Annotated in this window: 28 protein-coding genes; 21 read left to right on the forward strand and 7 right to left on the reverse strand. The window is 57.8% G+C overall.

Annotated features, from left to right (window positions below):
* Nucleotides 1-25: 25 nt before the first annotated feature.
* From I6E39_RS01205 to I6E39_RS01225, 5 genes are all read left to right on the forward strand, one after another.
* A complete protein-coding gene (locus I6E39_RS01205; protein ID WP_235379476.1) occupies nt 26-1,693 on the forward strand; it encodes a hypothetical protein in 1,668 nt (555 codons plus the stop codon).
* Between the two features lie 119 nt (nt 1,694-1,812).
* Nucleotides 1,813-2,529, forward strand: a complete 717-nt coding sequence (locus I6E39_RS01210; RefSeq protein WP_235379477.1) for a hypothetical protein — start codon at nt 1,813-1,815, stop codon at nt 2,527-2,529.
* A 4-nt stretch (nt 2,530-2,533) separates the two neighbouring features.
* Nucleotides 2,534-3,247, forward strand: coding sequence for a DUF4230 domain-containing protein (locus tag I6E39_RS01215; protein WP_235379478.1), 714 nt, complete (start codon nt 2,534-2,536; stop codon nt 3,245-3,247).
* Nucleotides 3,248-3,404: 157 nt separating this feature from the next.
* A complete protein-coding gene (locus I6E39_RS01220; protein WP_235379479.1) occupies nt 3,405-3,746 on the forward strand; it encodes a CFI-box-CTERM domain-containing protein in 342 nt (113 codons plus the stop codon).
* A gap of 12 nt (nt 3,747-3,758) precedes the next feature.
* Nucleotides 3,759-3,950 (forward strand): hypothetical protein, encoded by a 192-nt coding sequence (locus I6E39_RS01225; protein WP_235379480.1) that lies wholly within the window; start codon nt 3,759-3,761, stop codon nt 3,948-3,950.
* Nucleotides 3,951-4,027: 77 nt separating this feature from the next.
* Here the strand turns inward: I6E39_RS01225 and I6E39_RS01230 are convergent, their stop codons facing one another.
* On the reverse strand, nt 4,028-4,585 hold the full coding sequence (locus tag I6E39_RS01230; RefSeq protein WP_235379481.1) for a YdeI/OmpD-associated family protein: 558 nt from the start codon (nt 4,583-4,585) through the stop codon (nt 4,028-4,030).
* A 52-nt stretch (nt 4,586-4,637) separates the two neighbouring features.
* Nucleotides 4,638-5,030, reverse strand: coding sequence for a pyridoxamine 5'-phosphate oxidase family protein (locus tag I6E39_RS01235; protein WP_235379482.1), 393 nt, complete (start codon nt 5,028-5,030; stop codon nt 4,638-4,640).
* A gap of 94 nt (nt 5,031-5,124) precedes the next feature.
* Between I6E39_RS01235 and I6E39_RS01240 the strand changes: the two genes are divergently transcribed.
* The 3 genes from I6E39_RS01240 to I6E39_RS01250 are packed head-to-tail and all read left to right on the forward strand — an operon-like array spanning nt 5,125 to nt 7,021.
* Complete coding sequence (locus tag I6E39_RS01240; protein ID WP_235379483.1) at nt 5,125-5,535, forward strand: peptide deformylase; 411 nt, start codon at nt 5,125-5,127, stop codon at nt 5,533-5,535.
* Nucleotides 5,532-6,260 carry an alpha/beta hydrolase gene (locus tag I6E39_RS01245; RefSeq protein WP_235379484.1) on the forward strand — a complete coding sequence of 243 codons (729 nt, stop codon included), beginning with the start codon at nt 5,532-5,534 and terminating at the stop codon, nt 6,258-6,260. The genes I6E39_RS01240 and I6E39_RS01245 overlap by 4 nt, the downstream gene beginning before the upstream one ends.
* Nucleotides 6,261-6,271: 11 nt before the next feature.
* Entirely contained in the window at nt 6,272-7,021 is a 750-nt protein-coding gene (locus tag I6E39_RS01250) for an EFR1 family ferrodoxin (RefSeq protein ID WP_235379485.1), read from the forward strand.
* A gap of 50 nt (nt 7,022-7,071) precedes the next feature.
* Here the strand turns inward: I6E39_RS01250 and I6E39_RS01255 are convergent, their stop codons facing one another.
* Entirely contained in the window at nt 7,072-7,518 is a 447-nt protein-coding gene (locus I6E39_RS01255; protein WP_235379486.1) for a MerR family transcriptional regulator, read from the reverse strand.
* Between the two features lie 115 nt (nt 7,519-7,633).
* Here I6E39_RS01255 and I6E39_RS01260 point away from each other — a divergent pair, with 115 nt between their 5' ends.
* From I6E39_RS01260 to I6E39_RS11170, 4 genes are all read left to right on the forward strand, one after another.
* On the forward strand, nt 7,634-8,173 hold the full coding sequence (locus I6E39_RS01260; protein WP_235379487.1) for a flavodoxin family protein: 540 nt from the start codon (nt 7,634-7,636) through the stop codon (nt 8,171-8,173).
* Between the two features lie 2 nt (nt 8,174-8,175).
* Entirely contained in the window at nt 8,176-9,147 is a 972-nt protein-coding gene (locus I6E39_RS01265) for an alpha/beta hydrolase (protein ID WP_420908166.1), read from the forward strand.
* On the forward strand, nt 9,144-9,656 hold the full coding sequence (locus tag I6E39_RS01270) for a cyclophilin-like fold protein (RefSeq protein ID WP_235379488.1): 513 nt from the start codon (nt 9,144-9,146) through the stop codon (nt 9,654-9,656). Before I6E39_RS01265 ends, I6E39_RS01270 begins: the two co-directional genes overlap by 4 nt.
* 836 nt (nt 9,657-10,492) lie before the next feature.
* Entirely contained in the window at nt 10,493-10,642 is a 150-nt protein-coding gene (locus I6E39_RS11170) for an IS3 family transposase (RefSeq protein ID WP_420908168.1), read from the forward strand.
* A gap of 98 nt (nt 10,643-10,740) precedes the next feature.
* On the opposite strand, the gene I6E39_RS01275 is transcribed toward I6E39_RS11170, so the two are convergent.
* Nucleotides 10,741-11,700 carry a C40 family peptidase gene (locus I6E39_RS01275; RefSeq protein WP_235379489.1) on the reverse strand — a complete coding sequence of 320 codons (960 nt, stop codon included), beginning with the start codon at nt 11,698-11,700 and terminating at the stop codon, nt 10,741-10,743.
* A 45-nt stretch (nt 11,701-11,745) separates the two neighbouring features.
* Nucleotides 11,746-12,036: a hypothetical protein gene (locus I6E39_RS01280; protein WP_235379490.1), complete on the reverse strand. Its 291-nt coding sequence runs from the start codon at nt 12,034-12,036 to the stop codon at nt 11,746-11,748.
* A gap of 178 nt (nt 12,037-12,214) precedes the next feature.
* On the opposite strand from I6E39_RS01280, the gene I6E39_RS01285 reads away from it, so the two are divergent.
* The 4 genes from I6E39_RS01285 to I6E39_RS01300 all read left to right on the forward strand — a co-directional run bounded on the left by I6E39_RS01285 (nt 12,215) and on the right by I6E39_RS01300 (nt 20,668).
* Complete coding sequence (locus tag I6E39_RS01285) at nt 12,215-12,475, forward strand: hypothetical protein (RefSeq protein ID WP_235379491.1); 261 nt, start codon at nt 12,215-12,217, stop codon at nt 12,473-12,475.
* Nucleotides 12,476-12,648: 173 nt separating this feature from the next.
* Nucleotides 12,649-16,524, forward strand: coding sequence for a DNA-directed RNA polymerase subunit beta (rpoB, locus tag I6E39_RS01290; RefSeq protein ID WP_235379492.1), 3,876 nt, complete (start codon nt 12,649-12,651; stop codon nt 16,522-16,524).
* A 22-nt stretch (nt 16,525-16,546) separates the two neighbouring features.
* On the forward strand, nt 16,547-20,323 hold the full coding sequence (gene rpoC, locus I6E39_RS01295; RefSeq protein WP_235379493.1) for a DNA-directed RNA polymerase subunit beta': 3,777 nt from the start codon (nt 16,547-16,549) through the stop codon (nt 20,321-20,323).
* 162 nt (nt 20,324-20,485) lie between these two features.
* On the forward strand, nt 20,486-20,668 hold the full coding sequence (locus tag I6E39_RS01300) for a ferredoxin (RefSeq protein ID WP_235379494.1): 183 nt from the start codon (nt 20,486-20,488) through the stop codon (nt 20,666-20,668).
* A gap of 132 nt (nt 20,669-20,800) precedes the next feature.
* Here the strand turns inward: I6E39_RS01300 and spoVAE are convergent, their stop codons facing one another.
* Together spoVAE and spoVAD are read right to left on the reverse strand one after the other, a co-directional pair.
* Nucleotides 20,801-21,157 (reverse strand): stage V sporulation protein AE, encoded by a 357-nt coding sequence (gene spoVAE / locus I6E39_RS01305; RefSeq protein WP_235379495.1) that lies wholly within the window; start codon nt 21,155-21,157, stop codon nt 20,801-20,803.
* A 17-nt stretch (nt 21,158-21,174) separates the two neighbouring features.
* The gene (gene spoVAD, locus I6E39_RS01310; RefSeq protein ID WP_235379496.1) at nt 21,175-22,191 is read right to left on the reverse strand and encodes a stage V sporulation protein AD; all 1,017 of its coding nucleotides are present in this window, start codon (nt 22,189-22,191) and stop codon (nt 21,175-21,177) included.
* A 179-nt stretch (nt 22,192-22,370) separates the two neighbouring features.
* Here spoVAD and I6E39_RS01315 point away from each other — a divergent pair, with 179 nt between their 5' ends.
* The 5 genes from I6E39_RS01315 to I6E39_RS01335 all read left to right on the forward strand — a co-directional run.
* Nucleotides 22,371-23,285 (forward strand): stage III sporulation protein AB, encoded by a 915-nt coding sequence (locus I6E39_RS01315; protein WP_235379497.1) that lies wholly within the window; start codon nt 22,371-22,373, stop codon nt 23,283-23,285.
* Entirely contained in the window at nt 23,282-23,791 is a 510-nt protein-coding gene (locus tag I6E39_RS01320; protein ID WP_235379498.1) for a stage III sporulation protein AB, read from the forward strand. The genes I6E39_RS01315 and I6E39_RS01320 overlap by 4 nt, the downstream gene beginning before the upstream one ends.
* A 57-nt stretch (nt 23,792-23,848) precedes the next feature.
* Nucleotides 23,849-24,043, forward strand: a complete 195-nt coding sequence (gene spoIIIAC, locus I6E39_RS01325) for a stage III sporulation protein AC (RefSeq protein ID WP_235379499.1) — start codon at nt 23,849-23,851, stop codon at nt 24,041-24,043.
* A gap of 8 nt (nt 24,044-24,051) precedes the next feature.
* Nucleotides 24,052-24,432, forward strand: coding sequence for a stage III sporulation AC/AD family protein (locus I6E39_RS01330; RefSeq protein WP_235379500.1), 381 nt, complete (start codon nt 24,052-24,054; stop codon nt 24,430-24,432).
* Between the two features lie 14 nt (nt 24,433-24,446).
* Nucleotides 24,447-25,266 (forward strand): stage III sporulation protein AE (locus I6E39_RS01335; protein WP_235379501.1); only part of this gene is annotated, 820 nt, incomplete at its 3' end.

Genomic DNA, 25,266 nt, shown 5'->3' on the forward strand with positions numbered 1-25,266 from the left:
AATCGAGGCAGAAAGGAGTTTTCTTATGTTCGTATTGATGGATATTGAGTGGATTGAAAACCGGTACCATCATATCAACCCAACGCAAATTGCTGCCATGAGAGTGGACGAGCAATGGAATTGCCAGGATCAATTCTACTCCCGCATCTATCCCCGCGATAATTCATTCCACAACTGGAAGCACATGGCATACATCGGAGGAACTCCTTCTGACTTCCTGTACGCGCATGGAATCTATCGTGTGCTAACGGACCTGCAGAGCTGGCTATGCGAGGATGATGTCATCTGCTTTTGGTATGTGGACTCCAAGAATATTCTGAAATCCATTTACAACCTCGTGCTCAAGATCAAGGTCCCTCAGCGGATTGTGGTGTTGGGCGATTATCTGTTTCCGTTCCTTGCTGAGCGCAAGATGAAAATTGGTAATGCCTATGCACTCTGCAATGAGTATGGCTTACAGGCAACCGGCCCGAAGCATTATTCCGAGAATGACGTCATTGCCATGCAGAAGGCACTTGGCTATATCCAGTATCCTGCATCGCTCCTCTATGGTGAGCCACCTCGCGATACACAGGCAACCAGTAACGCAGACAAAGCATCTGAAGTGCCATCTATCCCTGATGCAATGTGCCCTTACCAATTGGAAGTAGATACCGGGATATTCCACAAGGCAGATTGCAGCGCAATTCCAAGCAACGCAGTTCTGACTGGCCATCCGGATCTGAAGTATTTTTTTCGCAAAAAACTGCAGGCTTGCCCGTATTGCATGAAAGAAGATGTCCGTAAAGGAATCCGTGAGCGCAATCAGGATATTATCAATCGCACACAATACCAGTTCATCTTTGCGGAACATTCCGATGTGTTCCATCGGTGCGGATGTCCTGCAATTCTCAGCACGACAGATGTAATCAAAGGATCTGGCTATTACGATACTGTCGCAAAAACAGGTCGTCGCCCCTGTAAGCTATGCAATCCCACTTCTGGCACATGGCTGAATATGGCAGAAAAGAAAAAGGCCAAGCGCGCAGCTAAGGCATCTATCGCAAAAACGGTTGTTCCCGATAGATCTATGAATTCGCGAGAGCAGCGTGCATATGTGCGATACACTGAAGCGCGTACCGAGCGATTCACTGCAGCAAAGGACAACTTCAAGTCTGAAACCGAGAAAAACGATTTCTATACCCTGACACAGCCGCGTTTTGCCTTTTTTTGCAGTGCCGGCTACCAGACCTTCCATAGGCGCAACTGCCAGAAGCTCCATGGTCTAAGCAACATCACTGGTTTCTCCAGATACAAGGATGCCATTCGTTCAGGCCATACCCCCTGTAAGTTCTGCAAGCCAACTGCGAAACTCGACATCGAGTGTTCCATTCCCATTACCAACAAGAGAAGAAAGGGTGAATCGATAAGCGACCTTGAAACCCTATGTGCTGAGCAGGGTTATGCCTATGAAATTGCCGATCAGTACTTCTGTTTCACCACTGCTATGGGCAAGTGGAAAATCGACTTCAGCTCCAACCCCTACATCGTGTACCACATCAATCGTGTTCGCACGCCAAATAATGAACACGACTATCATCGGCAACCGAGACTGTTCCTGTCGCTGCTAGATACATTTGAGTACATCCTGCGACATGACAAAAAGCTGGAGGAAAGAACGTCGAGTCTAGCTGAACATATGCGAAACCAATAAGAAATATCCTGATCTTGGCCCTCATTGGCGTATTCTCATTCTTCGTGGTAACATCATGGCTGCCAGACAGGAGCTTCATCAAGGAGTCCATTGAAAGCGTCGAGGAGAGCAGCAATACCGTGATGAAGTTTTCGGCGGCCACACTATCCACATCTCTGGCTATCTCCGCACTGCCGGACGACTTTGCAACGCCCCTGGCCGACAGCTTGGCGGACATGAATATCTATTTTATCGCAATCCTGGTCATGCTGCATTTTGAACAGCTACTGATTCGGTACGGAGTAAAGCTAGCCTTTGCAATCGCGATCCCAGTAGCCTGTGGTATTGGGATTCTATCGATCCTGCTCAAAAAGGAACTTCTGAAAGGCATTGCAGCCAGAGTGGCTGTGCTGGGCCTGGCGGTGGCTCTTGTGGTTCCGTGCAGCACGCATATTACCAACTATGTCGCTGCGGATCTCACAGCATATGTGGAGAACACGATTGCAGATACGGAAGACGGCGCTGACAAGCTCAACGAAGCTATGGATGGCGGAGCTGAGGAACAGACAATATTTGAAAAGCTCTCCGATCTGTTCCAAACGGCTATCAACGATATGTGCAATCTGATGGCCCACTTTCAAAACACCATTCGTAAGTGCATGAATTCCATCGCAATACTGATCCTCACAAATTGTCTGATGCCTCTGGTGAATTTCTTTATTCTCAAATGGATCCTGAAGGAAACCTTCCATATTGCAATCCCGATGCCGCAGATGCGCAGAAAGCGTCATTCCGACTCGGATTCCGGATCCAGCTCCAACACGTCTGGCTCTGAACTTCTGGTTGTAGGAGAGTGATAATATGAAGATAGTGGAATTCCTGAAGTATAAGCAGAAACGCACAAACCTCATCATCTGGTTCCTTATAGCGGCAATCGGCATTGTTGTGATCTGGGGCTTCAAGCACGGCTCAAATCCTTTACATATGAATGTATCAGATAACATCCAGCAGATTGATTTGGATACGATCTACCTCAAAGGCAGCGGCGTTGAGGTAAATTTCTCCGAAGTCATTCTCTCCGATCATAATGAGATGAGGAAACTCATCGTCAGCACACAGCAAGGGACTGTCTCCACAGAACTGACTGATCGTCTCATCAAGCAGCTGGACTTCGATTTCCTGAAGAAAACACAAACCGTGTCCTATACCGGGACGGGCTACTTCGTTGTCGATCTGGACAACCTGACATCGGCGAACGTCATCGAGGATAAGGAAAAGAAGACCATTACGATCCTTATTGATCACGCGTATTTACAGGCTATTGAGATTGACCCGAATAGCATCATCATTGATGAAGTGAAGGAAGGCCTGCTGGCACGTGGAGATATTGAGCTGACTGTGCGAGATTACAATGTCATTGCAAAGGAGCTTCGCACCAGGCTTGAGGAGAAATTCAATACGGCTGCAAACGGTCAGGAAGCAGACGATCTTGCGCTCAAAATGGTAAAGGAAGTCTATGAACCGATCGTCAAGGCCATAGACCGTAGATATGATGTGAGCGTACAATTCAAATAGCATTCTCAAGTAGTGTTGATGAACCTGGAAATGCGTGGTGCATAGTCTTACCATAAGCACCACGCATTTTTTACTGCTGTCCGTTCTTTGGGACAGGTAATCGGGTATTATTGAAGTAACAACGGAAGTAACAACAATGGGATGGAGGAAAAATCGCATGTCTGGACACGATGACTTCTTGGATGATTATATCGCGTACAAACTGTGTTGTGGGGATGATGACGATGATTCATCTGATGGCTGCTACATTGCCACAGCAGTCTACGGAACCTATGATTGTCCGGAACTTTGGGTACTGCGCCGCTTTAGAGACTACGGCCTTCGCAAAAGTAGAATTGGCAGGGCTTTCGTTCGACTCTACTACGCCATATCGCCACAACTTGTTCGAAGGTTCCGGAACGCAGAAAGGGTAAGGCGTGCCAGCAAATCCGTTCTGGACCTTCTGGTTAGACATCTGAAAAAGCATGGTTTTGAAGAGGCTCCATATTACGGTAGATGAGGGGGATCATGGATGGCGAGAAGACGACGCAGTGATGAGGATGTAGCGCTTGGCTGCATGGTTTACACACTCCTGATCATCTTTTTAATGCCCATTGCCGGTATTTACTTCCTTTGCAAACCCAGCCCAAACGCGAAAGTCGGTGGGGCAGTATTACTTATCGTTGGTCTCTTTCTATGGGCTTTTATCGCGTTCAACTCCTAACGATAATGAATCACCCCGCTTTCCAATTGGATAGCGGGGCGAAAACAAGTGCTATTGAACGGATAGCACTTTCTTTTTCAGTAGTATTTTTCAATCCCACCAAAACCTCTGATCTTCTTGTTTTGGCGCGTCTTATCGATAAAACTTTTCAGACGTTTTTGAAATTCATCTGGGCGCTTTCTTGCTGCATCAACATAGGCAACTCGGATGCGCTTGTAGGGATCACTGAATTTCTGATAGTTCTCCCATACCGATTCATCTTTTTGAAGTTCTTCCAAAATGTCTTTGGGAAAAACGAAAGGAGCATTGATGATTGGAAGGACACTTTCACGGATTGTTGGATGAATCAATCCTTTTGATTCCAGCCATATCAGTCTTTCAATATTCGGCTGTGAGTATGGACTTCCTTTTTTTCGGGGTGTGAAGCGCTGGGCGCGGTGAAGTTCATCGGTATGCTTAATGGTGCTGTCGATCCAGCCAAAGCAAAGGGCCTCTTCTACGGCATCATTGTAGCTCATGCTTTCTTCGCCGGATTCTTTCATTGGAAATACAAACCATACCTCATCATCGGTCTCAAAATGATCTTCGAGATACCTTCGCCATTCATGTCGATCAGCCGAGTAAAACAGTTTCAAAAAACCACCACCTAACGAAAACTGCCCGCCCTTTCGCAGAGCGGGCACTCCTTTAGAATTCATGAACTTCAGGAGCCGCATTAAAGGAACTGAAGGTGGCCACGGCGTTCTTCAGATACAGAACCTGGGTGTTGTTGTCGTCTTCATCGTACATTGTCCGCAGGTTGGTATAGTCATCCAACATGGATTTCTTGGCTTCCACGCGGTCATCCTCCACCAGCTCGGCGGCAACGCGGAGCCACACACCATCCTTGAAAGCACAGATCTCACACTTGGGGTTAGCGGCGATGTGTCTGGACACCGGCTTGGATTTGCCAGTCTGGATATATAGCTTACCCCCAAAGATATGGGCGGTGCCAAACGGGCGAACACGAGGCTGATCGCCCTCTACAGTGGCCAGATAGTAAGTACCGGCAGACTTCAGAAATTCACATACTTTTTGCATATTGGATCCCTCCTTCGTTTCTTGACTTATTTTTCTGATGCTTATATCATACAGAAATAAGCATCTCATGTAAAGGCAAAAAAGGAGGATAGCAATGGTCCGTGAAATATGCAAAGACGAGGCTTTTCTCGCCCAAAAGGCGGAACCCGCCACAACAGACGATCTCGGCGTGGCGCAGGATTTGCTGGATACATTGGTTGCCCATAAGGATGGCTGCGTGGGCATGGCAGCGAATATGATCGGCGTCAACAAACGCATCATCGCATTTGACAACGAGGGTGAATACATGGTCATGTTCAATCCCGTCATCGTCAGGCAGTCCGGGGCGTATGAGGCCGAAGAGGGCTGCCTGTCCCTCACCGGCACACGGAAGGCAAAGCGGTTTCAGACCATTAAGGTGCAATGGCAAAACGAGAAGTTTCAGACACGGCTCAAGACCTTTACCGGCTGGACGGCCGAGATCATCCAGCATGAGATCGACCATTGCGAAGGGATCATCATATGAAGAAAAGAACAAAAATTATCTTGTCCCTGTGTCTGGCGGTCCTTCTCGTCATTGGGATCGGCGGCTACGCCTATGTGTCCGATTACTACCACGCCGATGAAATAGCCTTGGAAGCTATGGCCTATCAGACGGACAGTGTGCAGGTGGAGCAGGACGGGGATGTGATTTGGTTCGTCCCCGAGGATCCGACCGCAGGGCTGATCTTTTATCCCGGCGGTAAAGTGGAGCATACGGCCTATGCGCCCTTGATGCGCGCCTGTGCAGAGCAAGGCATTCTCTGCGCGCTGGTGCGGATGCCCGGCAATCTGGCTGTTCTGGACACCAACGCTGCGGACGGACTCCAAGAAGAATATCCGGAGGTCACCACCTGGTACATAGCCGGGCACTCTCTGGGCGGCGCTATGGCAGCGAACTACGCCGCAGCACACTCGGAGAATTTTGCCGGCCTCATCCTGCTGGCCGCCTATTCCACAAAGGATCTCACCCAGACAACCCTGCGGGTACTCTCTGTCTATGGCTCGGAGGACGGGGTGATGAACCGAGAATCCTATGAAAAGAATCGCGCAAATCTCCCTGCAGATACCACAGAAGTTGTTCTGGACGGCGGCTGTCACGCCCAGTTTGGCAGCTATGGCCCGCAGGATGGCGACGGTGTCCCCACCATTTCGGGCGAGGAACAGATTCGACAGACCGCAGAAGCGATTGCGGTATTCGTCAGTCAGTAAGGAGGTCCAACATGGTACTCTATTTCACCGGTACCGGGAACAGCCGGTACGTTGCACAGCGCATCGCAGAAACCCTGGGCGACGAACTTCTCAGCATGAACGACCGCATCAAGACGGGCGAACCTTCGCTGGTCACATCTGATGAGCGCCTGATTATCGTCACACCCACTTATGCGTGGCGCATTCCGCGCATTGTGCGGGATTGGCTGGCAGAAACGGACTTTCCCTGTGGGGCACAGGCTTGGTTCGTCATGACCTGCGGCAGTGAGATTGGCAATGCCGCGGGATATAACCGCGCGCTCTGCCAGGAGAAACAGCTCACCTATATGGGCACGGCGCAGATCATCATGCCTGAAAATTACATTGCCATGTTCAACGCGCCGCAGGCGGAAGAAGCGCGGCAGATCGTTGCCAGGGCGGAGCCGGACATTGACCGTGTGATCTCCGCCATCGCGGCCAATCAAGCGTTCCCGCCGCCTCGCAATAACCTCTACGACCGCTTTATGAGCGGCCCAGTGAATCCGATCTTCTATTCTTGCTTCGTCAAAGCAAATGCCTTTATGGCCAGCGATGCCTGCACTGGCTGCGGTCAGTGTGCCGGGCTCTGCCCGACGAACAACATCACGATTCAAAACGGCAAGCCTGTCTGGGGTGGCGACTGCACCCACTGCATGGCGTGCATCTGCCGCTGCGGCGCGGAAGCCATCGAGTACGGCAAAAAGAGCCTGGGCAAACCCAGGTATCATTTTGAGGCGCTTTAAAAGGTGAAAAAGTCCGGAGAGCAAGCTGCTTGCTCTCCGGCTTTCTCGTTCTATTCATCCATGCTGTGTGCATGTTCATAAGCCCGCCGGATATCCTCCGGCATGTCCTCTGGCCGCAAGGGGGAAAGACGGTCTTCGTTTCCGTCCCGGATCGCCTGTTCATAATACCAGCACTTGAAGCGCAGCATGTCTAGGACCCGGTTCATCCGCTCGATCTCCGCCTCCACCGCCGCCTTCTGATGGAGGAACAGCTCCCGCCGCTGTGGATAGGTTTCGCTGCCCTGTACGCACCACTCCATGAACTGTTTGATGTCCTTGATCTCCAGGCCGGACTTTTTCAGGCACTCGATCACCCGGAGGGCTTCCAGCTCTTTTTCTCCGAATTTTCGGATGCCGGAATCTCTTTGGATCGTGGGGAACAGCCCTTCCTTGTCATAATACCGCAATGTGGATATGGGCAGATCAAACATCTCGGAAACCTGGCCGATGGTATACATGGAACTCCCTCCAAAAAACTTTCAAAATAATGCTTGACCTAAAGTCAGGTTTAGGTATTATCATAAGTTTATCAGCTAATCAATCATAATGCAAGAGAGAAAAAGGAGCTTATTTATGAGCAAACATGTTTTGATTATTTCTTCCAGTCCCCGCAAGGGCGGCAATTCCGAAACACTGGCCGCATCCCTCGCAAAAGGCGCCGGGGAAGCCGGTCACAAGGTAGAAATCATTTATCTTCGAGAGAAGAATTACGGCTTCTGCAAAGGCTGTCTGGCTTGTCTAAAGCTTGGTCATTGTGTGATCGACGATGACGCGATGGAGATCGCCGCCAGGATGCACGATGCGGATGTGCTGGTATTTGCCACGCCTGTTTACTATTACAGCGTCAGCGGTCAGCTCAAGACCATGCTGGACCGTGCCAACCCGCTCTTTGACTCCGACTACGCCTTCACCAAGGCATATCTTCTGGCAGCTGCGGCTGAAGATGGGGAAGAAACGGTGGAAGGAACTGTCAAAGCCGTACAGGGCTGGGTGGACTGCTTTGAACGGTGTGAGCTGGCAGGCACCGTCTTTGCCGGTGGTGTCAACGGCGTAGGCGACATTGCTGGACATCCGGCGCTGGAGAAAGCCTATCAGATGGGTAAGGAGGTCTGAGTATGGAGCAGCTGAATTTGTCACAGGAATGGGATAAGACATTTCCCAAAAGCGATAAAGTAGACCATTGTAAGGTCACCTTTCATAACCGCTATGGCATTACGCTGGCGGCGGATATGTATATTCCGAAAAATGCAGGGGGAAAGCTCCCAGCCATTGCGGTGAGCGGACCCTTTGGCGCTGTCAAGGAGCAGTCCTCCGGACTGTACGCACAGGCCATGGCCGAGCGGGGCTTCCTGACCATTGCCTTCGACCCGTCCTTTACGGGGGAGAGCGGCGGCAGCCCCCGGTATGTGGCGTCCCCGGACATCAACACGGAGGACTTCTCCGCAGCGGTGGATTATCTTTTCGTTCAGGACAATGTGGACCCGGAGCGCATCGGGATCATCGGTATCTGCGGCTGGGGCGGCATGGCCATCAATGCCGCCGCCATGGACACCCGCATCAAAGCGACGGTGGCATCCACCATGTACGATATGACCCGTGTGAACGCCAACGGATATTTTGACAGTGAGGATACCGCCGAGGCCCGCTTTGCGAAGAAAAAAGCCATGAACGCCCAGCGCACAGCCGACTATAAAAACGGCAGTTACGCCCTGGCCGGAGGTGTGGTCGATCCGCTGCCGGAGGACGCTCCCCAGTTTGTCAAGGATTACTACGCCTACTACAAAACAGAGCGCGGCTATCATCCCCGTTCCCTCAACTCCAACAGCGGCTGGAATGTGACGTCCTCGCTGTCCTTTATGAATATGCCGATTTTGCAGTATGCCGGGGAGATTCGCTCTGCCGTTCTGCTGGTGCATGGGGAAAAGGCTCATTCCCGCTATTTCAGTGAGGGCGCTTACGAAAAGCTGACCGGCGACAACAAGGAACTGCTCATCATTCCGGGAGCCAGCCATGTTGACCTCTATGACCGGACGGATGTGATCCCCTTTGAAAAGCTGAGAAGCTTCTTTGAGGAACATCTGAAATGAAGAAGCGCGTCTTGCTCAGCCTGTTTTTGTCCATGGGAGTTCTGCTCACCGCCTGCTCCGGTCAGGTATCTGACGCAAACACAGCTGCGGAACCGCCCGAAACTGCACCGGAGTCGGAAAAGACAGCGGAGGGAGAAGAAACCACGGAACAGCCGGAAACCTTGGTGCTGAGCATCAACGGGACTGTTCTGGATGTGCAATGGGAAGAAAACGAAACAGTTTCCGAACTGCTCGCCTATGTTCAAAATGAGAATATCATGGTGAACACAACGCGCTACGGCGGCTTTGAACAAGTGGGCAGTCTGCCCCAGCGCTTTTCCAGAAACGATGCTCAGATGATAACCGGGCCGGGAGATATTGTGCTGTATTCCGGCAACCAGCTCGTCCTGTTTTTTGGGTCCAATTCATGGAGCTATACCAAACTGGGCCATATCAAGGGGATGTCCGCAGAGGAACTCTCAGAGGTGTTGGGAGCAGATTCCGCAATCGTTGAACTCAAAGCAGGATAAGCTTGGTGCTTAAATTTCCCCCTATTTCTTTGTTTATTGCCCCGCAAACTTTGCGCTGCGCCTCTCGCAGAAAACACTTGCATAACCCTGTCCTCAGAGTTACAATCCAACCAACCTGAAACGCGAAACGCTTCCCGTCCTGGGCCGGTGAAAGATCACCGGTTTGGGGCGGGAAGCGTTTTTGACCACATAAATGACCACAGACAGCGCCGGAACACCCGGAAAACGCAGGTTCAAAGAGGCCTAAAGAGTAATTAAAATCAAGCGGAAATGACTAAAAACCATTAGAAACGACCGGAAAAAGTCTTTTCGGATTGTTTGGGATTAAGAAGCCGGGCGTTCGAGTCGCTCCACTCGGATAGCCCCCTCTGAAATCAACGATTTCAGAGGGGGCTATTAGTTCTCATGTGATATGATCGATACAATAGAATATCCCTTTTTCAAGGAACTCTTCTGTTATCAGAAAAGATTCACCTATATGATTCAATGTCAACAACAAGCGATAGAGATCCACTTCACCTGCAACATTACGGTATGGATATATGCTGCCGTGTTATAAAACTCTACTTGTCTATGATCCGGGATTTCGATGATAACAGCATTGTGACTTACAAGACCGGTACGTAGCAGACAGTGAATCTGGTGTTGGACACGATCCGACTGGCTATGAAGCAAGAGAAAAAGAAAGTCGCTGCGGAGTTGCAGCTTCACAGCGGCCAAGGGTTTCCATACACCTCTCAAGCATATTTTAACCTAACACAAGAATATGGCATAGCACCGTCCATGTCAAAATGCGGAAATTGTGATGATAACGCTATGGCTGAAAACTTTTTTCAATCCTCAAAACAGAGTATATCTACCGAAACAAACCCAAGTCATTTGAAGAGTCCGGAACGCTCATTGACAACTGTATCTATTTCTATAACTACCAACGCATCCAGATAAAAACTGGAGTGGCGCCGCTGACGCTGCGCCACTCCACTTAAAACTCAATATTCCTACCAGGTGGATCTTTTTTGTACTGTCCGTACACTCTGGACCTGTTCATTCAACGGCCCCGGAGATTTTCTTATGTTGCCGAGATTCAGGCCAGGCGGCGGCCGCCCACAAAACCGGAGGTGTAATAGGCGTCGCTCATGTTGCTGACGATGACGCCCACCCGAGCGGTGGAGGCGTGAACGAACTGGTTGCCGCCGATGTAAATGCCAACGTGGGAGGCGCGTTTGCTGCCGGTGCCCGCCTTCTTGAAGAAGACCAGATCGCCGGGCTGGAGCTCGCTCATGGAGACGGCGGTGCCGTTATCCAGCTGATTGGAGGCGGTGCGGTTAATGGAGTAGCCGAACTGGCTGTAAACGTACCGGGTAAAACCGGAGCAGTCAAAGCCCTTGGGGCTGCTGCCGCCGTAGACATAGGGATAACCCACATACTGCAGGGCGAAATCAGCGATCTCCTGCCCCTTGCTGGAGCGGGCGGCTTCGGCGGCGTCCACGATGGCTACATAGTCGGCGCTCACATAACCGGACTCGATCTGATACCAGCCGTTGACCTCGCCCAGGATGGTCACGACCTTGCCAGCCTTGAGACTGCCGACCTTCTCATAGTCGGTGCCGGCGCCGGAGCGGATGTTCAGAGATCCGGTGGTCACCTTGCCGTAGCGGGGCTCCGCTGCGGCGGGGGCGGGGGCTTCGGCTGCGGCAGCTGCCTGCGCGGCGTCCTCGGCGGCTGCGGCGGGATCCACCGCGGCTACGGCGGAGACGGCGCTTTCGGTGCCGTCCACCACCAGATAGTCACTGGAGACATAGCCGGTGATGTTGTCGCAGACGATCTGATACCAGCCGTTTTCGGCGGTGGACAGGACCTCGACCTGGGTGCCGTGGTCGAGGCGGGCCAGAACTTTGCTTTCGGTGCTGGCCTCGGAGCGGACCCGCAGGGGGCTGTCGCCGGAATCCACGGTGCCGGTGACGGCCAGAGCGGGGACGATGAGGGTGCTGACGAGCAAAAGGCCCGCGGTGAACCGAACGGCGGCGATCTTTTTAAACAGCATGGCTGGTTTCCTCCCTGAATAATTTTGTCTCTGGTTTCTTGTGTGTTACTTGGAACTCAGAGCCCGTTCCAGCCAAACGCAGGCCAGATCCATGGCGGAGTACAGGCTGTCCTTTTCGCTCTTTCTCACCACACGGTCGCGGCTCTTCAGATCGGGGTCCGTCAGCTGGAGCTGAACGGCTACCTTGTCCGCCACGTCCAGGCCGTCCACCTTTTTAGAGGAGAGGACCTGCAGCATGATGATATATTTTTCGGCCATGGTGCCGTAGTAGATCAGATTGTCTTTCCGACGCAGGGGATGCCCTTTATAGGAAAGAGGAATGTTTTCGGTGGCCATGAAATTCCTCCTTGTCAATGAACTTGTAACCGAATTGTAACATATTTGTTACCGTTTGTCAAATCCTTTGCCGTAGTTTTTCCGGGAACAGGGTAGGGGAAGAGAAAATTTTCTGAACAATATGCAGGAAATGGGAAAAATTGGACCAGAGACGGGAAAAAGAGCGGGGAGGGCGCCCGTGCTTCCCGAAAGAAGGTATGAGGAAAGGCAGGACTCCTCCTCCGCCTCCGGTTTGAAGGCGGAGGAGAACATGGTTTATATTCGCCCCGAAGAAAATAAAAAACGGAACCATAAAAGGATAAAAAAAGAGAGCCGGGCCTTGACAGGCCTGCCCCTGCATGGTACAATAAAATGCTCCTATGTCCTTGAGAGGAATGAGCCTGGTTCCACATACTCTGTGGCTAGTTTACCATGGCTGGAAGGGAAAGGCAAGGGATGAAGGGACGAATCAAACAACGCGACCGGGTGTGCGGATTCGACGGATACGAGGGAAATTGTGCAAAGTGCCGAAGGTTTTCCTGTTCCAACGTCACATTCGGAGATGAAAACCGTGAGAACCAACCGTTGAACGAGAAGAAAGCGAGTTGATTTTTTAGAATGGTCAAGGAAAGCATGGAAGAACTCCAGAAGCGGGTCAACGAGAGAGCCAAGGACGTCCACTACGGCAAGACGGTTCGTAAGAGCTTTGCCCGGTATCAGGAGATCCTGGAGATGCCCAATCTGCTGGAGGTCCAGAAGACCTCTTACCAGTGGTTCCTGGACACCGGCCTGCGCGAGGTGTTCAAGGATGTGGGCGCCATCACCGACTATGCCGGCAACCTGGAGCTGTCCTTCATCGACTACTCCATGGACGAAAAGCCCAAGTACGACGTGGAGGAGTGCAAGGCCCGGGACGCCACCTACGCCGCCCCCATCAAGGTTAAGGTTCACCTTCGCAACACCCAGAACAACCAGATCAATGAGCAGGAGATCTTCATGGGGGACTTCCCCATCATGACCAACTCCGGCACCTTTGTCATCAACGGCGCCGAACGTGTCATCGTCTCCCAGATCGTCCGTTCTCCCGGCATGTACTATACCCGTACCGCGGACAAGGCGGACAATCTGACCTTCGCCACCACCGTCATCCCCTACCGGGGCGCCTGGCTGGAGTATGAGACCGACCTGAGCGACATTTTCTATGTCCGCATCGACAAGAACCGCAAGCTGCCCATCACCTGCCTGATCCGTGCCCTGGGTCCCCGGACCGACGCCGAGATCATCGAGCTGTTCGGCGAGGACGAGCGGATCCTGGCCACTCTGGAGAAGGACGCCTGCAAGAACTATGAGGACGCCCTGCTGGAGATTTACCGCAAGCTGCGTCCCGGCGAGCCCCCCACGCTGGACTCCGCCGAATCCCTCCTCAACGCCACCTTCTTCGACCCCCGGCGCTACGATCTGTCCGCCGTGGGCCGCTACAAGTTCAACAAGAAGATGGCTCTGTGGAGCCGCCTGTCCGGCCAGAAGCTGGCCCAGCCCGTCGCCGATCCCCGTACCGGCGAGATCATCGCCGAAGCCGGCGAGGTGCTGAGCCGTGAGCGGGCCCACGAGCTGGACGACCGGGGCGTGAACGAGGCCCTGCTGGACATGGACGGCAAGGTCATCAAGGTCTTCTCTAACAACATGGTCCATATGAAGAACTTTGTGGACTTCGATCCCGCCGAGGCGGGCGTGGACGAGATGGTCTACTTCCCCGCTCTGTGCCAGCTGCTGGACCAGTACAGCGGCGAGGAGCTGAAGGAGGCCGTGGCCGAGCATCTGGACGACCTGATCCCCAAGCACATCACCGTGCCTGACATCATGGCCTCCATCAACTATCTGAACTGCCTGGCCCATAACGTGGGTACCCCCGACGACATCGACCATCTGGGCAACCGCCGCCTGCGCTGCGTGGGCGAGCTGATCCAGAACCAGTTCCGCATCGGCTTCAGCCGGATGGAGCGCGTCATCCGGGAGCGTATGACCACCCAGGACCTGGATGTGGTCACCCCCCAGTCCCTCATCAATATCCGCCCCGTCACCGCCGCCATCAAGGAGTTCTTCGGGTCCAGCCCCCTGTCCCAGTTCATGGACCAGACCAACCCCCTGGCTGAGCTAACCCACAAGCGCCGTCTGTCCGCTCTGGGTCCCGGCGGTCTGTCCCGTGACCGGGCTTCCTTCGACGTCCGAGACGTCCACTACAGCCACTATGGCCGTCTGTGTCCCATCGAGACTCCCGAAGGTCCCAACATCGGCCTGATCTCCTACCTGGCCTCCTATGCCCGCATCAACCGGTACGGCTTCATCGAGGCTCCCTACCGCAAGGTGGACAAGGAGCTTGGCAGAGTGACCGATGAGATCGAATATATGACCGCCGACGTGGAGGACGAGTTCACCATCGGCCAGGCCACCGAGCCTCTGGACGAGAACGGCTGCTTCATCAACGAGCGTATCACCTGCCGCCACCGCAACGAGACCGTCTCCGTGGACCGCCGCCAGGTGGACTATGTGGACGTGTCCCCCAAGATGATGGTGTCCGTGGCTACCGCCATGATCCCCTTCCTCCAGAACGACGACGCCAACCGCGCTCTGATGGGCGCCAACATGCAGCGTCAGGCCGTGCCTCTGCTCCGTCCCGAGGCCCCCATCGTGGCCACCGGCCAGGAGCACAAGAACTGCATCGACTCCGAGGTGGCCATCCTGGCCGAGGGTCCCGGCACCGTCACCAGAGTGTCCGCCCGTTATATCACCGTTGCCTATGACAACGGCGAGACCAAGGAATACCGCCTGACCAAGTACCTGCGCTCCAACCATACCACCTGTATCAACCAGCGGCCCATCGTGGACGCCGGCCAGCGGGTGGACTACCACGACGTCCTGGCCGACGGCCCCTCCACCGACCACGGCGAGATCGCCCTGGGCCGGAACATCCTCATGGGCTTTATGACCTGGGAAGGCTACAACTACGAGGACGCCGTGCTGCTCAACGAGCGGATGGTAAAGGACGACGTGTTCACCTCCATCCATATCGAGGAGTATGAGACCGAGGCCCGGGACACCAAGCTGGGTCCCGAGACCATCACCCGCGACATCCCCAACGTGGGCGAGGACGCCCTGAAGGACCTGGACGAGCACGGCATCATCCGCGTGGGCGCCGAGATCCACGCCGGCGACTACCTGGTGGGTAAGGTCACCCCCAAGGGCGAGGCCGAGGCCACCGCGGAGGAGAAGCTGCTCCGGGCTATCTTCGGCGAGAAGGCCCGCGAGGTCCGCGACACCTCCCTGAAGGTGCCCCACGGCGAGTCCGGTATCGTGGTGGACGTGAAGATCTTTACCCGGGAGAACGGCGACGAACTGGGCCCCGGCGTCAATCAGGTGGTCCGCGTCTATATCGCCCAGAAGCGTAAGATCTCCGTGGGCGACAAGATGGCCGGCCGACACGGCAACAAGGGCGTCGTGTCCCGCATCCTGCCCCAGGAGGATATGCCCTTCCTGCCTGACGGCACCCCCCTGGACATCGTGCTGAACCCCCTGGGCGTGCCTTCCCGTATGAACATCGGTCAGGTGCTGGAGGTCCATCTGGGCTACGCCGCCAAGACCCTGGGCTGGAAGGTGGCCACCCCCATCTTCAACGGCGCCAACGAGGAAGACATCCAGGACTGCCTGAAGTTGGCCGGCCTGGCCCGCGAGGTGGGCCGGGACGAGCCCCTCATCGGCAAGCAGCTCTATCTGGCCGACGAGGAAGGTGACGGGATGCAGGCCCTGAGCGCTGAAGAGATGGCCGACACCGAGCAGGTGAACGCCTGGCAGAAGGCTGGCCGCCTGCGCCTGGTGGACGGCAAGAACTGGCTGTATGACGGCCGTACCGGCCGCCGTTTCGACAACCCCGTCACGGTGGGCTACGTCTACTTCCTGAAGCTGCACCATCTGGTGGACGATAAGATCCACGCCCGCGCTACCGGCCCCTATTCTCTGGTCACCCAGCAGCCTCTGGGCGGCAAGGCCCAGTTCGGCGGCCAGCGCTTCGGCGAGATGGAGGTGTGGGCTCTGGAGGCTTACGGCGCCGCCTATACCCTCCAGGAGATCCTGACCGTCAAGTCTGACGACGTGACCGGCCGTGTCAAGACCTACGAGGCCATTGTCAAGGGCCTGAACGTGCCTAAGCCCGGCGTGCCCGAGTCCTTCAAGGTGCTGATCAAGGAACTGCAGTCCCTGTGTCTGGACATGAAGGTGCTGGACGCCGAGGGCAACGAGATCGAGCTGAAGGACGACGACGAGGACAACTACCAGCCCGTCCGGGACGACTACTACGACCGGGACGACGACTTCGGCTATCAGAAGGACGCCGACTTCGCTTCCGCCGGCGGCTTCACCTTCAAGGGTGACAGCGACGACGACGACCTGACCCTGGAGGTCGGCGGCGACGAGGAGGAGGGCTCCGACGAGCTGTTCTCCGGCGAGGACTTTTGAGAACGGGAGGAGATTATAGAATATGAGTTACGCTGAGTTCGACGCTATCCAAATTGGCATCGCCTCCCCTGAGAAGATCCGCGAGTGGTCCTACGGCGAGGTAAAGCGCCCCGAAACCATCAACTACCGCACTCTGAAGCCCGAGAAGGACGGTCTGTTCTGCGAGAAGATCTTTGGCCCCACCAAGGACTGGGAGTGTAACTGCGGCAAGTATAAGAAGATCCGCTACAAGGGGAAGGTCTGTGACCGCTGCGGCGTGGAGATCACCAAGGCCAAGGTCCGCCGCGAGCGCATGGGCCACATCGAGCTGGCCGCCCCCGTGTCCCATATCTGGTACTTCAAGGGCATCCCCTCCCGGATGGGCCTGCTGCTGGACATCAGCCCCCGAATCCTGGAGAAGGTGCTGTACTTCGCCGCCTATATCGTCATTGACCCCGGCTTCTCCCCTCTGGCCAAGAACCAGATCCTGTCCGAGAAGGAATACCGGGACATGCGGGAGAAGTACGAGGATGACTTTGACGCCGGCATGGGCGCCGAGGCCGTGAAGAAGCTGCTGGCCACCGTGGGCCTCACCGACGAGGAGAGCCGCCGCAAGCTGGAGCTCATGGACCGCAAGGAACTGAGCGAGGAGGAGCAGGCGGAGCTGGAGAGCCTGAACGGCCTGGAGAAGCTGTCCGTCAGCCTCCGCGCCGAGCTGAAGGACGCCTCCGGCCAGAAGAAGGCCCGCATCGTCAAGCGTCTGGAAGTTGTGGACGCCTTCCGCATCTCCGGCAACAAGCCCGAGTGGATGATCATCGACGTGCTGCCCGTCATCCCCCCCGAGATCCGTCCCATGGTCCCCCTGGACGGCGGCCGGTACGCCTCCTCCGACCTGAACGACCTGTACCGCCGGGTCATCAACCGCAACAACCGTCTGAAGCGGCTGATCCAGCTCAACGCCCCCGACATTATCGTCCGCAACGAGAAGCGGATGCTCCAGGAGGCTGTGGACGCCCTGATCGACAACGGCCGCCGGGGCCGCGCCGTCACCGGCGCCAACAACCGGGCGCTGAAGTCCCTGTCCGATATGCTCAAGGGCAAGCAGGGCCGCTTCCGTCAGAACCTGCTGGGCAAGCGCGTGGACTACTCCGGCCGTTCCGTTATCGTGGTCGGCCCCTCTCTGAAGATCTATCAGTGCGGCCTGCCCAAGGAGATGGCCATCGAGCTGTTCCGCCCCTTCGTCATGAAGAAACTGGTGGACGACGGCCTGGCCAACAACATCAAGGCCGCCAAGAAGATGGTGGAAAAGGGCGAGGCCGCCGTGTGGGACGCCCTGGAGTTCGTCATCAAGGACCACCCTGTCATGCTGAACCGCGCCCCCACGCTGCACCGTCTGGGCATCCAGGCCTTTGAGCCTGTCCTGGTGGAGGGCCGCGCCATCAAGCTGCACCCCCTGGTGTGTACCGCCTTCAACGCCGACTTCGACGGCGACCAGATGGCCGTCCACGTCCCCCTGTCCGCCGAGGCTCAGACCGAGGCCCGGGTGCTGATGCTGTCCGCTAACAACCTGCTCCGTCCCCAGGACGGCGGCCCCGTCACCATCCCCACGCAGGATATGATCCTGGGCGCTTACTATCTGACCTTTGCCCGGGATGAGGAGGGCACCGGCCACTGCTTCGCCGATCAGGACGAGGCCATGCTGGCCTATGACGCTGGTGTGGTCACCCTCCACTCTCCCATCAAGGTGCGTCTGTACCGGGAGGTGGACGGCGAGATGCGCCACAAGCTGGTGGAGACCACTGTCGGCCGTCTGATCTACAACGAGGCCATTCCTCAGGACCTGGGCTTTGTGGACCGCACCGATCCCGAGACCATGTTCGACCCCGAGATCAACTTCGTGGTGGGCAAGAAGCAGCTGGGCAAGATCATCGACAAATGCATCACCAAGCACGGCTTCACCGTGTCTGCCGGCGTGCTGGACGCCATCAAGGACCTGGGCTATCACTACTCCACCCGGGGCTCCCTGACCGTGGCCATCGCCGATATGACCGTCCCCCCCGAGAAGTACGACCTGATCCGCGAGACCGAGAAGGAGATCGTCAAGATCGACCGGCAGTACCGCCGCGGTCTGATTACCAACGACGAGCGTTACCGCCTGTCCGTCTCCGCTTGGGAGAAGACCACCGCCGACGTGACCCAGGCCCTCCAGGCCTCCATGGACCGCTACAACCCCATCTTCATGATGGCCGATTCCGGCGCCCGTGGTTCTATGGCCCAGATCCGTCAGCTGGCCGGTATGCGCGGCCTGATGGCCGATACCGCCGGCCGTACCATCGAGATCCCCATCAAGGCCAACTTCCGTGAGGGCCTGTCTGTTCTGGAATACTTCATTTCCTCCAGAGGCGCCCGAAAGGGCATGGCCGATACCGCTCTGCGTACCGCCGACTCTGGTTACCTGACCCGCCGTCTGGTTGACGTGTCTCAGGAGGTCATCATCCGCGAGGACGACTGCGGCACCGTGGACGGCATCGAAGTGGCGGAGATCGAGGAGCACGGCCAGGTCATCGAGACCTTTGCCGAGCGCGTCCACGGCCGCTATCCTGCCGAGGACATCGTGGACCCCGAGAGCGGCGAGGTGCTGTTCACCCGGGATACCATGATGCGCAAGGACGACGCCGCCGTGCTGGAGGCCCATGGCATCCACTCTGTGAAGATCCGCTCCGTTCTGACCTGCCGTGCCCGCAGCGGTGTGTGTTCTAAGTGCTACGGTATCAACCTGGCCATCGGCGAGCCTGTGGGCGCCGGCGAGGCCGTGGGTATCATCGCCGCCCAGTCCATCGGTGAGCCTGGTACCCAGCTGACCATGCGTACCTTCCACACCGGCGGCGTCGCCGGCGGCGACATCACCCAGGGTCTGCCTCGAGTAGAGGAACTGTTCGAGGCCCGCAAGCCCAAGAAGATGGCCCAGTTGGCCGAGATCGGCGGCCGGGTCACCATCGAGGAGACCAAGCGCAACGTCATGTGCAATCTGACAATCACCGCCGACGACGGCGAGGTGGTCACCTACGCCCTGCCTTATTCCGCCGGTATCAAGGTCAAGCACGGCGACGTGGTCCCCAAGGGTCTGGAGCTGACCGAAGGCGCCCTGTCTCCCCACGAGGTGCTGCGGATCCGCGGCCTGTCCGCCTGCCACAACTATCTGATCCGTGAGGTTCAGAAGGTGTACCGTCAGCAGGGCGTTGACACCAACGATAAGCACATCGAGGTCATTGTCCGCCAGATGATGCGGAAGGTCCGTGTGGAGGACGCCGGGGACTCCGAACTGCTGTCCGGCGCCACCATCGACATCATCGAGTTCCTGGATGCCGAGGAGGCCGTCAAGGCCCGCATCGACGCCGGGGAGAAGAATGAGATGGGCGAGGACCTGCGCCTGCCCACCTGCACCCGTCTGCTCATGGGTATCACCAAGGCCTCTCTGGCCACCGAGTCCTTCCTGTCCGCCGCCTCCTTCCAGGAGACCACCAAGGTCCTCACCGAGGCCGCGATCAAGGGCAAGGTGGACCACCTGCTTGGCCTGAAGGAGAACGTGATCATCGGTAAACTGATTCCCGCCGGCTCCGGTCTGGCCCAGTACCGCAGGGAGGATGTGATCGACGACGAAGGCAACCTGGTCCGTGAGACCGGCGGCGCCGTCGTGGCCGACGCTCTGGAGGAACCCGAAGAGGACGGCGAAGACGGCGAAGACGGCCTGTTCTTCGAGACCGGCTCCATGGAGCTTGAGATCTACGCTGAGCCCAAGAGCGAGGAACCCACGGTCTGAGCTTCTGTCCTAGGGAAAATACGGAATAGAAAGTGGGAGCGCCCGTGAGGACGCTCCCGCTTTTTGGGTTCAAGAGATAAAATGGCATCAGCAAGAGACGAGGCGCGAATAAAAAAGCGGGAACCGCCTATCCTATCTCCATCTATGTGAAGGAGGTACTCTATGAACGCCCATGTCAACAGCAACTGTATCGGCTGCGGCCTTTGCCCCAGTATTTGTCCCGATGTCTTTATGATGACCGACGAGGGAGTAGCCGCGGCCCGGGACGAGATCGCCCCCGACCAGGAGGGGATGGTCCGGGAGGCCGCCGACAGCTGTCCTGTGAATGCGATCGAAGTGGATTGAGAGATCCAATGATACCGGGAACGGGGCCCCACGGTCCGTTCCCGGTATTTTATCGTATCAAAAAAGGCAGACCATGGTTGTTTTCCATGTGTCTGCCTTTCTTTGCTTCTTCCCGGGGCGGCGGTGATGATTTTAGCTTTTGGGCTTTGGCTTGCAGAGCAGGGCCACCAGGAAGCCAAAGAAGATGGCGGCGGTAATGCCGCCTGCCGCGGAGGTGACTCCGCCGGTAAAGGCGCCCAGGACCCCCTGCTCCGCTACAGCTTTTTTTACTCCCTTGGCCAGCAGATGGCCAAAGCCGGTGAGGGGCACCGTGGCCCCGGCGCCGCCCCAGTCCACCAGAGGCTGGTAGAGGCCCAGACCGCTGAGAATGACCCCGGCGGTGACGTAGCTCACCAGGATCTTGGCGGGGGTCAGAGGGGTTTTGTCGATCAAAAGCTGTCCGATGATGCAAAATATGCCGCCGCAGAGGAAGGCTTTGACATATTCCATAACGATGATCCCACCTTTTATGATTTGGTCGTCGAGATCGCAATGGCGTGGCAGATGCCGGGGATGGACTCTCCCTGGAAGGAGGCGGTAGGGGAGTGGAGGGCTCCGGTGGGGCAGAAGAGGATGTTGTTCCACCGGCCCGCCCGCATGCCGTTGAGCAGGTAGCCGGTGAGCACCGTGGCGCAGCAGCCGCAGCCCGATCCGCCGCAGTGGACGTCCTGCTCCTGGGCGTCGAAGATGAGCGTCCCGCAGTCCACATGGTTGGACAGCTGTATCCCGTCCTGCCTCAGCAGTTCCAGCAGCAGCTCGCTGCCCAGACTGCCCAGGTCTCCGGTGACGATCAGGTCGTAGAAGCTGGGGGAGCGGCCTGTGTCCTTGAAGTGGGCGGCCAGGGTGCTGGCCGCCGCCGGCGTCATGGCGGCCCCCATGTTGTTGGCGTCCTTGATGCCCTTGTCCACGATCTTGCCCACCGTCACATGGGTGACATAGGGCCCGGGACCCTCCCGGGCCAGAACGGCGGCTCCCGCGCCGGTCACCGTCCACTGGGCGGTGGGGGTGCGCTGGCTGCCGTACTCCAGGGGGGTGCGGTACTGCCGCTCGGCGGAACAGAAATGGGAGGACACCACCACGCCGGCCCACTCGCCAAAGCCGCCGTCCAGCGTCATGGAAGCCAGTGCCAGCCCCTCCCCCATGGTGGAGCAGGCCCCGTAGAGGCCGAAGAAGGGGACGCTCTGCTCCCGGGCGGCGTAGGAGGAGCCGATGCACTGGTTCAGCAGGTCCCCGGCAAAGAGCCAGTCCAGATTGGAAGCGGACTGGCCCGCCTTGTTCAGAGCCAGGTTCAGGGCCTGCTTCTGCATGGCGCTCTCCGATTTTTCCCAGGTGGATTCCCCAAAGGTGTCGTCGGGGGCGATATAGTCAAAGGAATCGGACAGGGGTCCCTCGCCTTCCTTTTTGCCCACCACGTTGGCGTGGCCGGCGATGGAAGGGGGATTGGACAGGGCGGCCGTCTGGCTGCCCAATTTTTTGGTGGTCATGGGTCACACCTCGCAAGCTGTAATGAGAATCGGAACTAGTTTGGTCCGGGACGGAGGAAAGTATGCCCGGGCACGTCCAATAAATTTTTGTTCCGCTCAATTCAATGCTTCCGTCGAAAAACTATCAGGCATAACCCGCTGTTCCTTCACATAGAATTGGGCGAAAGGAGTGGACAGGCATGGATCGGGAACAGAGTATCCGGGCATACGTCCAGGCGGCGGGCGCGCTGCCCCAGCGCCTGCGGCAGGAGGCGCTGATGCTGCCCCGGGAGGACCAGTGCCGGGCGGAGGAATTCCGGCTGCGGGCGGGGCGTCCCATGTCGGTGGTGCTGCCGGAGGGGGAGCAGGTCCTGGGCCGCGCTCCGGTGCACTTCCGGGAGCTGGAGCAGCTGGTGGAGATCGCCAGCCGGGCCTCTCTCCACGCGGTGCTGGACCAGGTGCGGCGGGGCTATCTGACCATGGCAGGGGGGCACCGGGTAGGCCTGTGCGGAACAGTTTCCCTGCGGGAAGGGGAGATCCACAGCCTGAGCCGGTACTCCTCCGCCGATGTGCGGATCGCCCGGCAGGTCAAGGGGGCGGCCGACCCGGTGCGGGACGCCCTGTGTCCCGGAGGGCGGCTGACCAGTACGCTGATCCTGGCGCCGCCGGGGATGGGAAAGACCACCCTCCTGCGGGACCTGATCCGCCAGGTGTCTGACGGCGTTGGATGCCGCCCCCTCCGGGTGTCTCTGGCGGATGAGCGGGGGGAGGTGGCCGCACTATACGGCGGCGTGCCGCAGCTGGAGGTGGGCGGCCGCACCGACGTGGTGGAGGGCTGTCCCAAGGCCCAGGGGCTGATGCTTTTGCTCCGGGCCATGAATCCCCAGGTGCTGGCGGCGGATGAGATCACCGCTCCGGAGGACGTGGCGGCCCTGCGGACAGCGGCGGGGTGCGGCGTCACCCTGCTGGCCACCGCCCACGGGGAGAGCCGGGCGGACCTGGAGCGGCGGAGCCTGTACCGCCCCCTGCTGGAGGAGCATATCGTGCAGAGGCTGGTCCGCATCCGGGGAACAGGCGGCCAGCGGATCTATACAGTGGAGGAGTTGGGAGCATGATGCGTCTGGTAGGGGCGGCGCTGGTGGCGGCGGGGACAGCGTGGCTGGGCTTTCGGGCGGCGGCGGCCCTGGGCTGCCGGGTCAGGGCGCTGGAGGATATGGCCCAGGGACTGGTCCTGCTGGAGCAGGAACTGGAATTGGACGGGCCTCCCCTCCCGGAGCTGATGGAACGGCTGGCCCGGAGCGGCCGGGGACCGGCCCAGGCGCTGTTCCGGGACTGCCGGCAGGCGCTGGACCGGCTGGAGGAGGAGCCCTTTCCCCAGGCGTGGCATCGGTTAGTCAGGGCCAGGGACGAGCTGGGCCGGGCGGGGCAGGAGACGCTGATGCCGCTGGGGGACACGCTGGGCCGGTGCGGCTGTGAGGATCAGCGGAAGGCGGCTGCCTGTGTCCGCCTCCGGCTGGCGGAGCTGGCCCGGCAGGCCGAGGAGGAGCGCCGGCGGCAGAGCAAGGTGTATCAGGTCCTGGGCCTGTCCGGCGGGGCCTTTCTGGTCATCCTGCTGTTGTAAACCGTCCGGAACGGCTGGGGCAAGCCAAGGACCGGCAGCACGAAAGAGGGGTTTGGAATGGATGTGGATTTGATTTTCAAAATCGCCGCCATTGGCATCGTGGTGGCGGTACTCAACCAGGTACTCAGCCGGGCAGGCCGGGATGAGCAGGCCATGATGACCACCCTGGCGGCGCTGGTAGTGGTGCTGATGATGGTGGTCCAGGAGATCGCGGACCTGTTCAACATGGTCAAGACCCTGTTTCACCTGTGATGGGGGAGATGGCAAAAATTGCCGCCGTAGGGCTGACGGCGGCGGTGCTGGGTACGGTGCTGCGGAGGAACACCCCGGAACTTGCCCTTCTGCTGGTCCTGTGCGCCGGGGTGTGGATCCTGGCTTCGGTGGCCGGAGGGCTGGGCGCGGTGGTGGAGCTGATGGAGGAGCTGGCGGGCCTGGCCGGCCTGTCAGAGGAGCTGCTGGAGCCGGTGGTCAAGACGGTGGCCCTGTCCATCCTGACCAGGCTGACGGCGGAGATCTGCCGCTGCGCCGGAGAGAGCGGTCTGGCCGCCTTTGTGGAGACGGCGGGAACGGTGCTGGCTCTGGTGGTGGCTCTGCCCCTGGTCAGGGCGGTGACGGTGCTGATGGCGGAGATGCTGACATGAGGCGGATATGGATCATGATAGTGCTGACGGTTTTGTGTACAGTGCCCTGCTTGGGGGCGGAGGCCCCGGAGGTGCCGGGGCTGGAGGAATTCTGGGAGCAGGCCGGGGAGTACGGCGTCACGGAGGGCCAGGGTCTGGACCGGGGTCTGTCCGACCTGTTGGCCGGCGCCCTGAACAGGCTGGGGGACCTGGCCGGGGGGTGCGCGGCCACGGGGCTGAAGCTGCTGGCGGTGGTGATGCTGTGCGCCCTGGCGGAGGGGGCCGAAATGAACGGGAAAAGAGCGGAGATCCAGGTGGTGGAGCTGGCGGGCGCGCTGGCCATTACGGCTCTGACTATGACGGATATGGACGCCATGATCGGACTGGGGCGGGATACCATGGGACGGATGGACGCCTTTGGAGAGGTCCTGCTTCCGGTGATGGCGGTGCTCACCGCGGCCACCGGAGGGGTGACGGGGGCTGCTGTCCGCCAAGGGGCCACGGTGCTTTTTTCCCAACTGCTCCTTACTGCCATGGACCGCCTGCTCGTCCCGCTGATCTACGCCTATGCGGCGGTCAGCTGTGCCTATGCGGCGGTGGGAAATCCGGGGCTGAAGAAGCTGGCCGGGCTGCTGAAGAGTACCGCCACCTTCCTGCTCACCGCCTTCCTCCTGGCCTTTGTGGGCTATCTCACCGCCAGCGGGGCGGTGGCGGGCAGCGTGGACGCCTCCGCTGTCAAGGCAGCCAGAATGGCCATCTCCCGGGCCATCCCCGTGGTGGGCGGCATCCTGGCCGACGCTTCCGAGACCGTTCTGGCGGGGGCGGGGGTTCTTCGCGGCACGGTGGGTGCGGCGG

It is taken from the genome of Pseudoflavonifractor phocaeensis, assembly GCF_021531375.1.
Classification (GTDB): Bacteria; Bacillota; Clostridia; order Oscillospirales; family Oscillospiraceae; genus Lawsonibacter; species Lawsonibacter phocaeensis_B.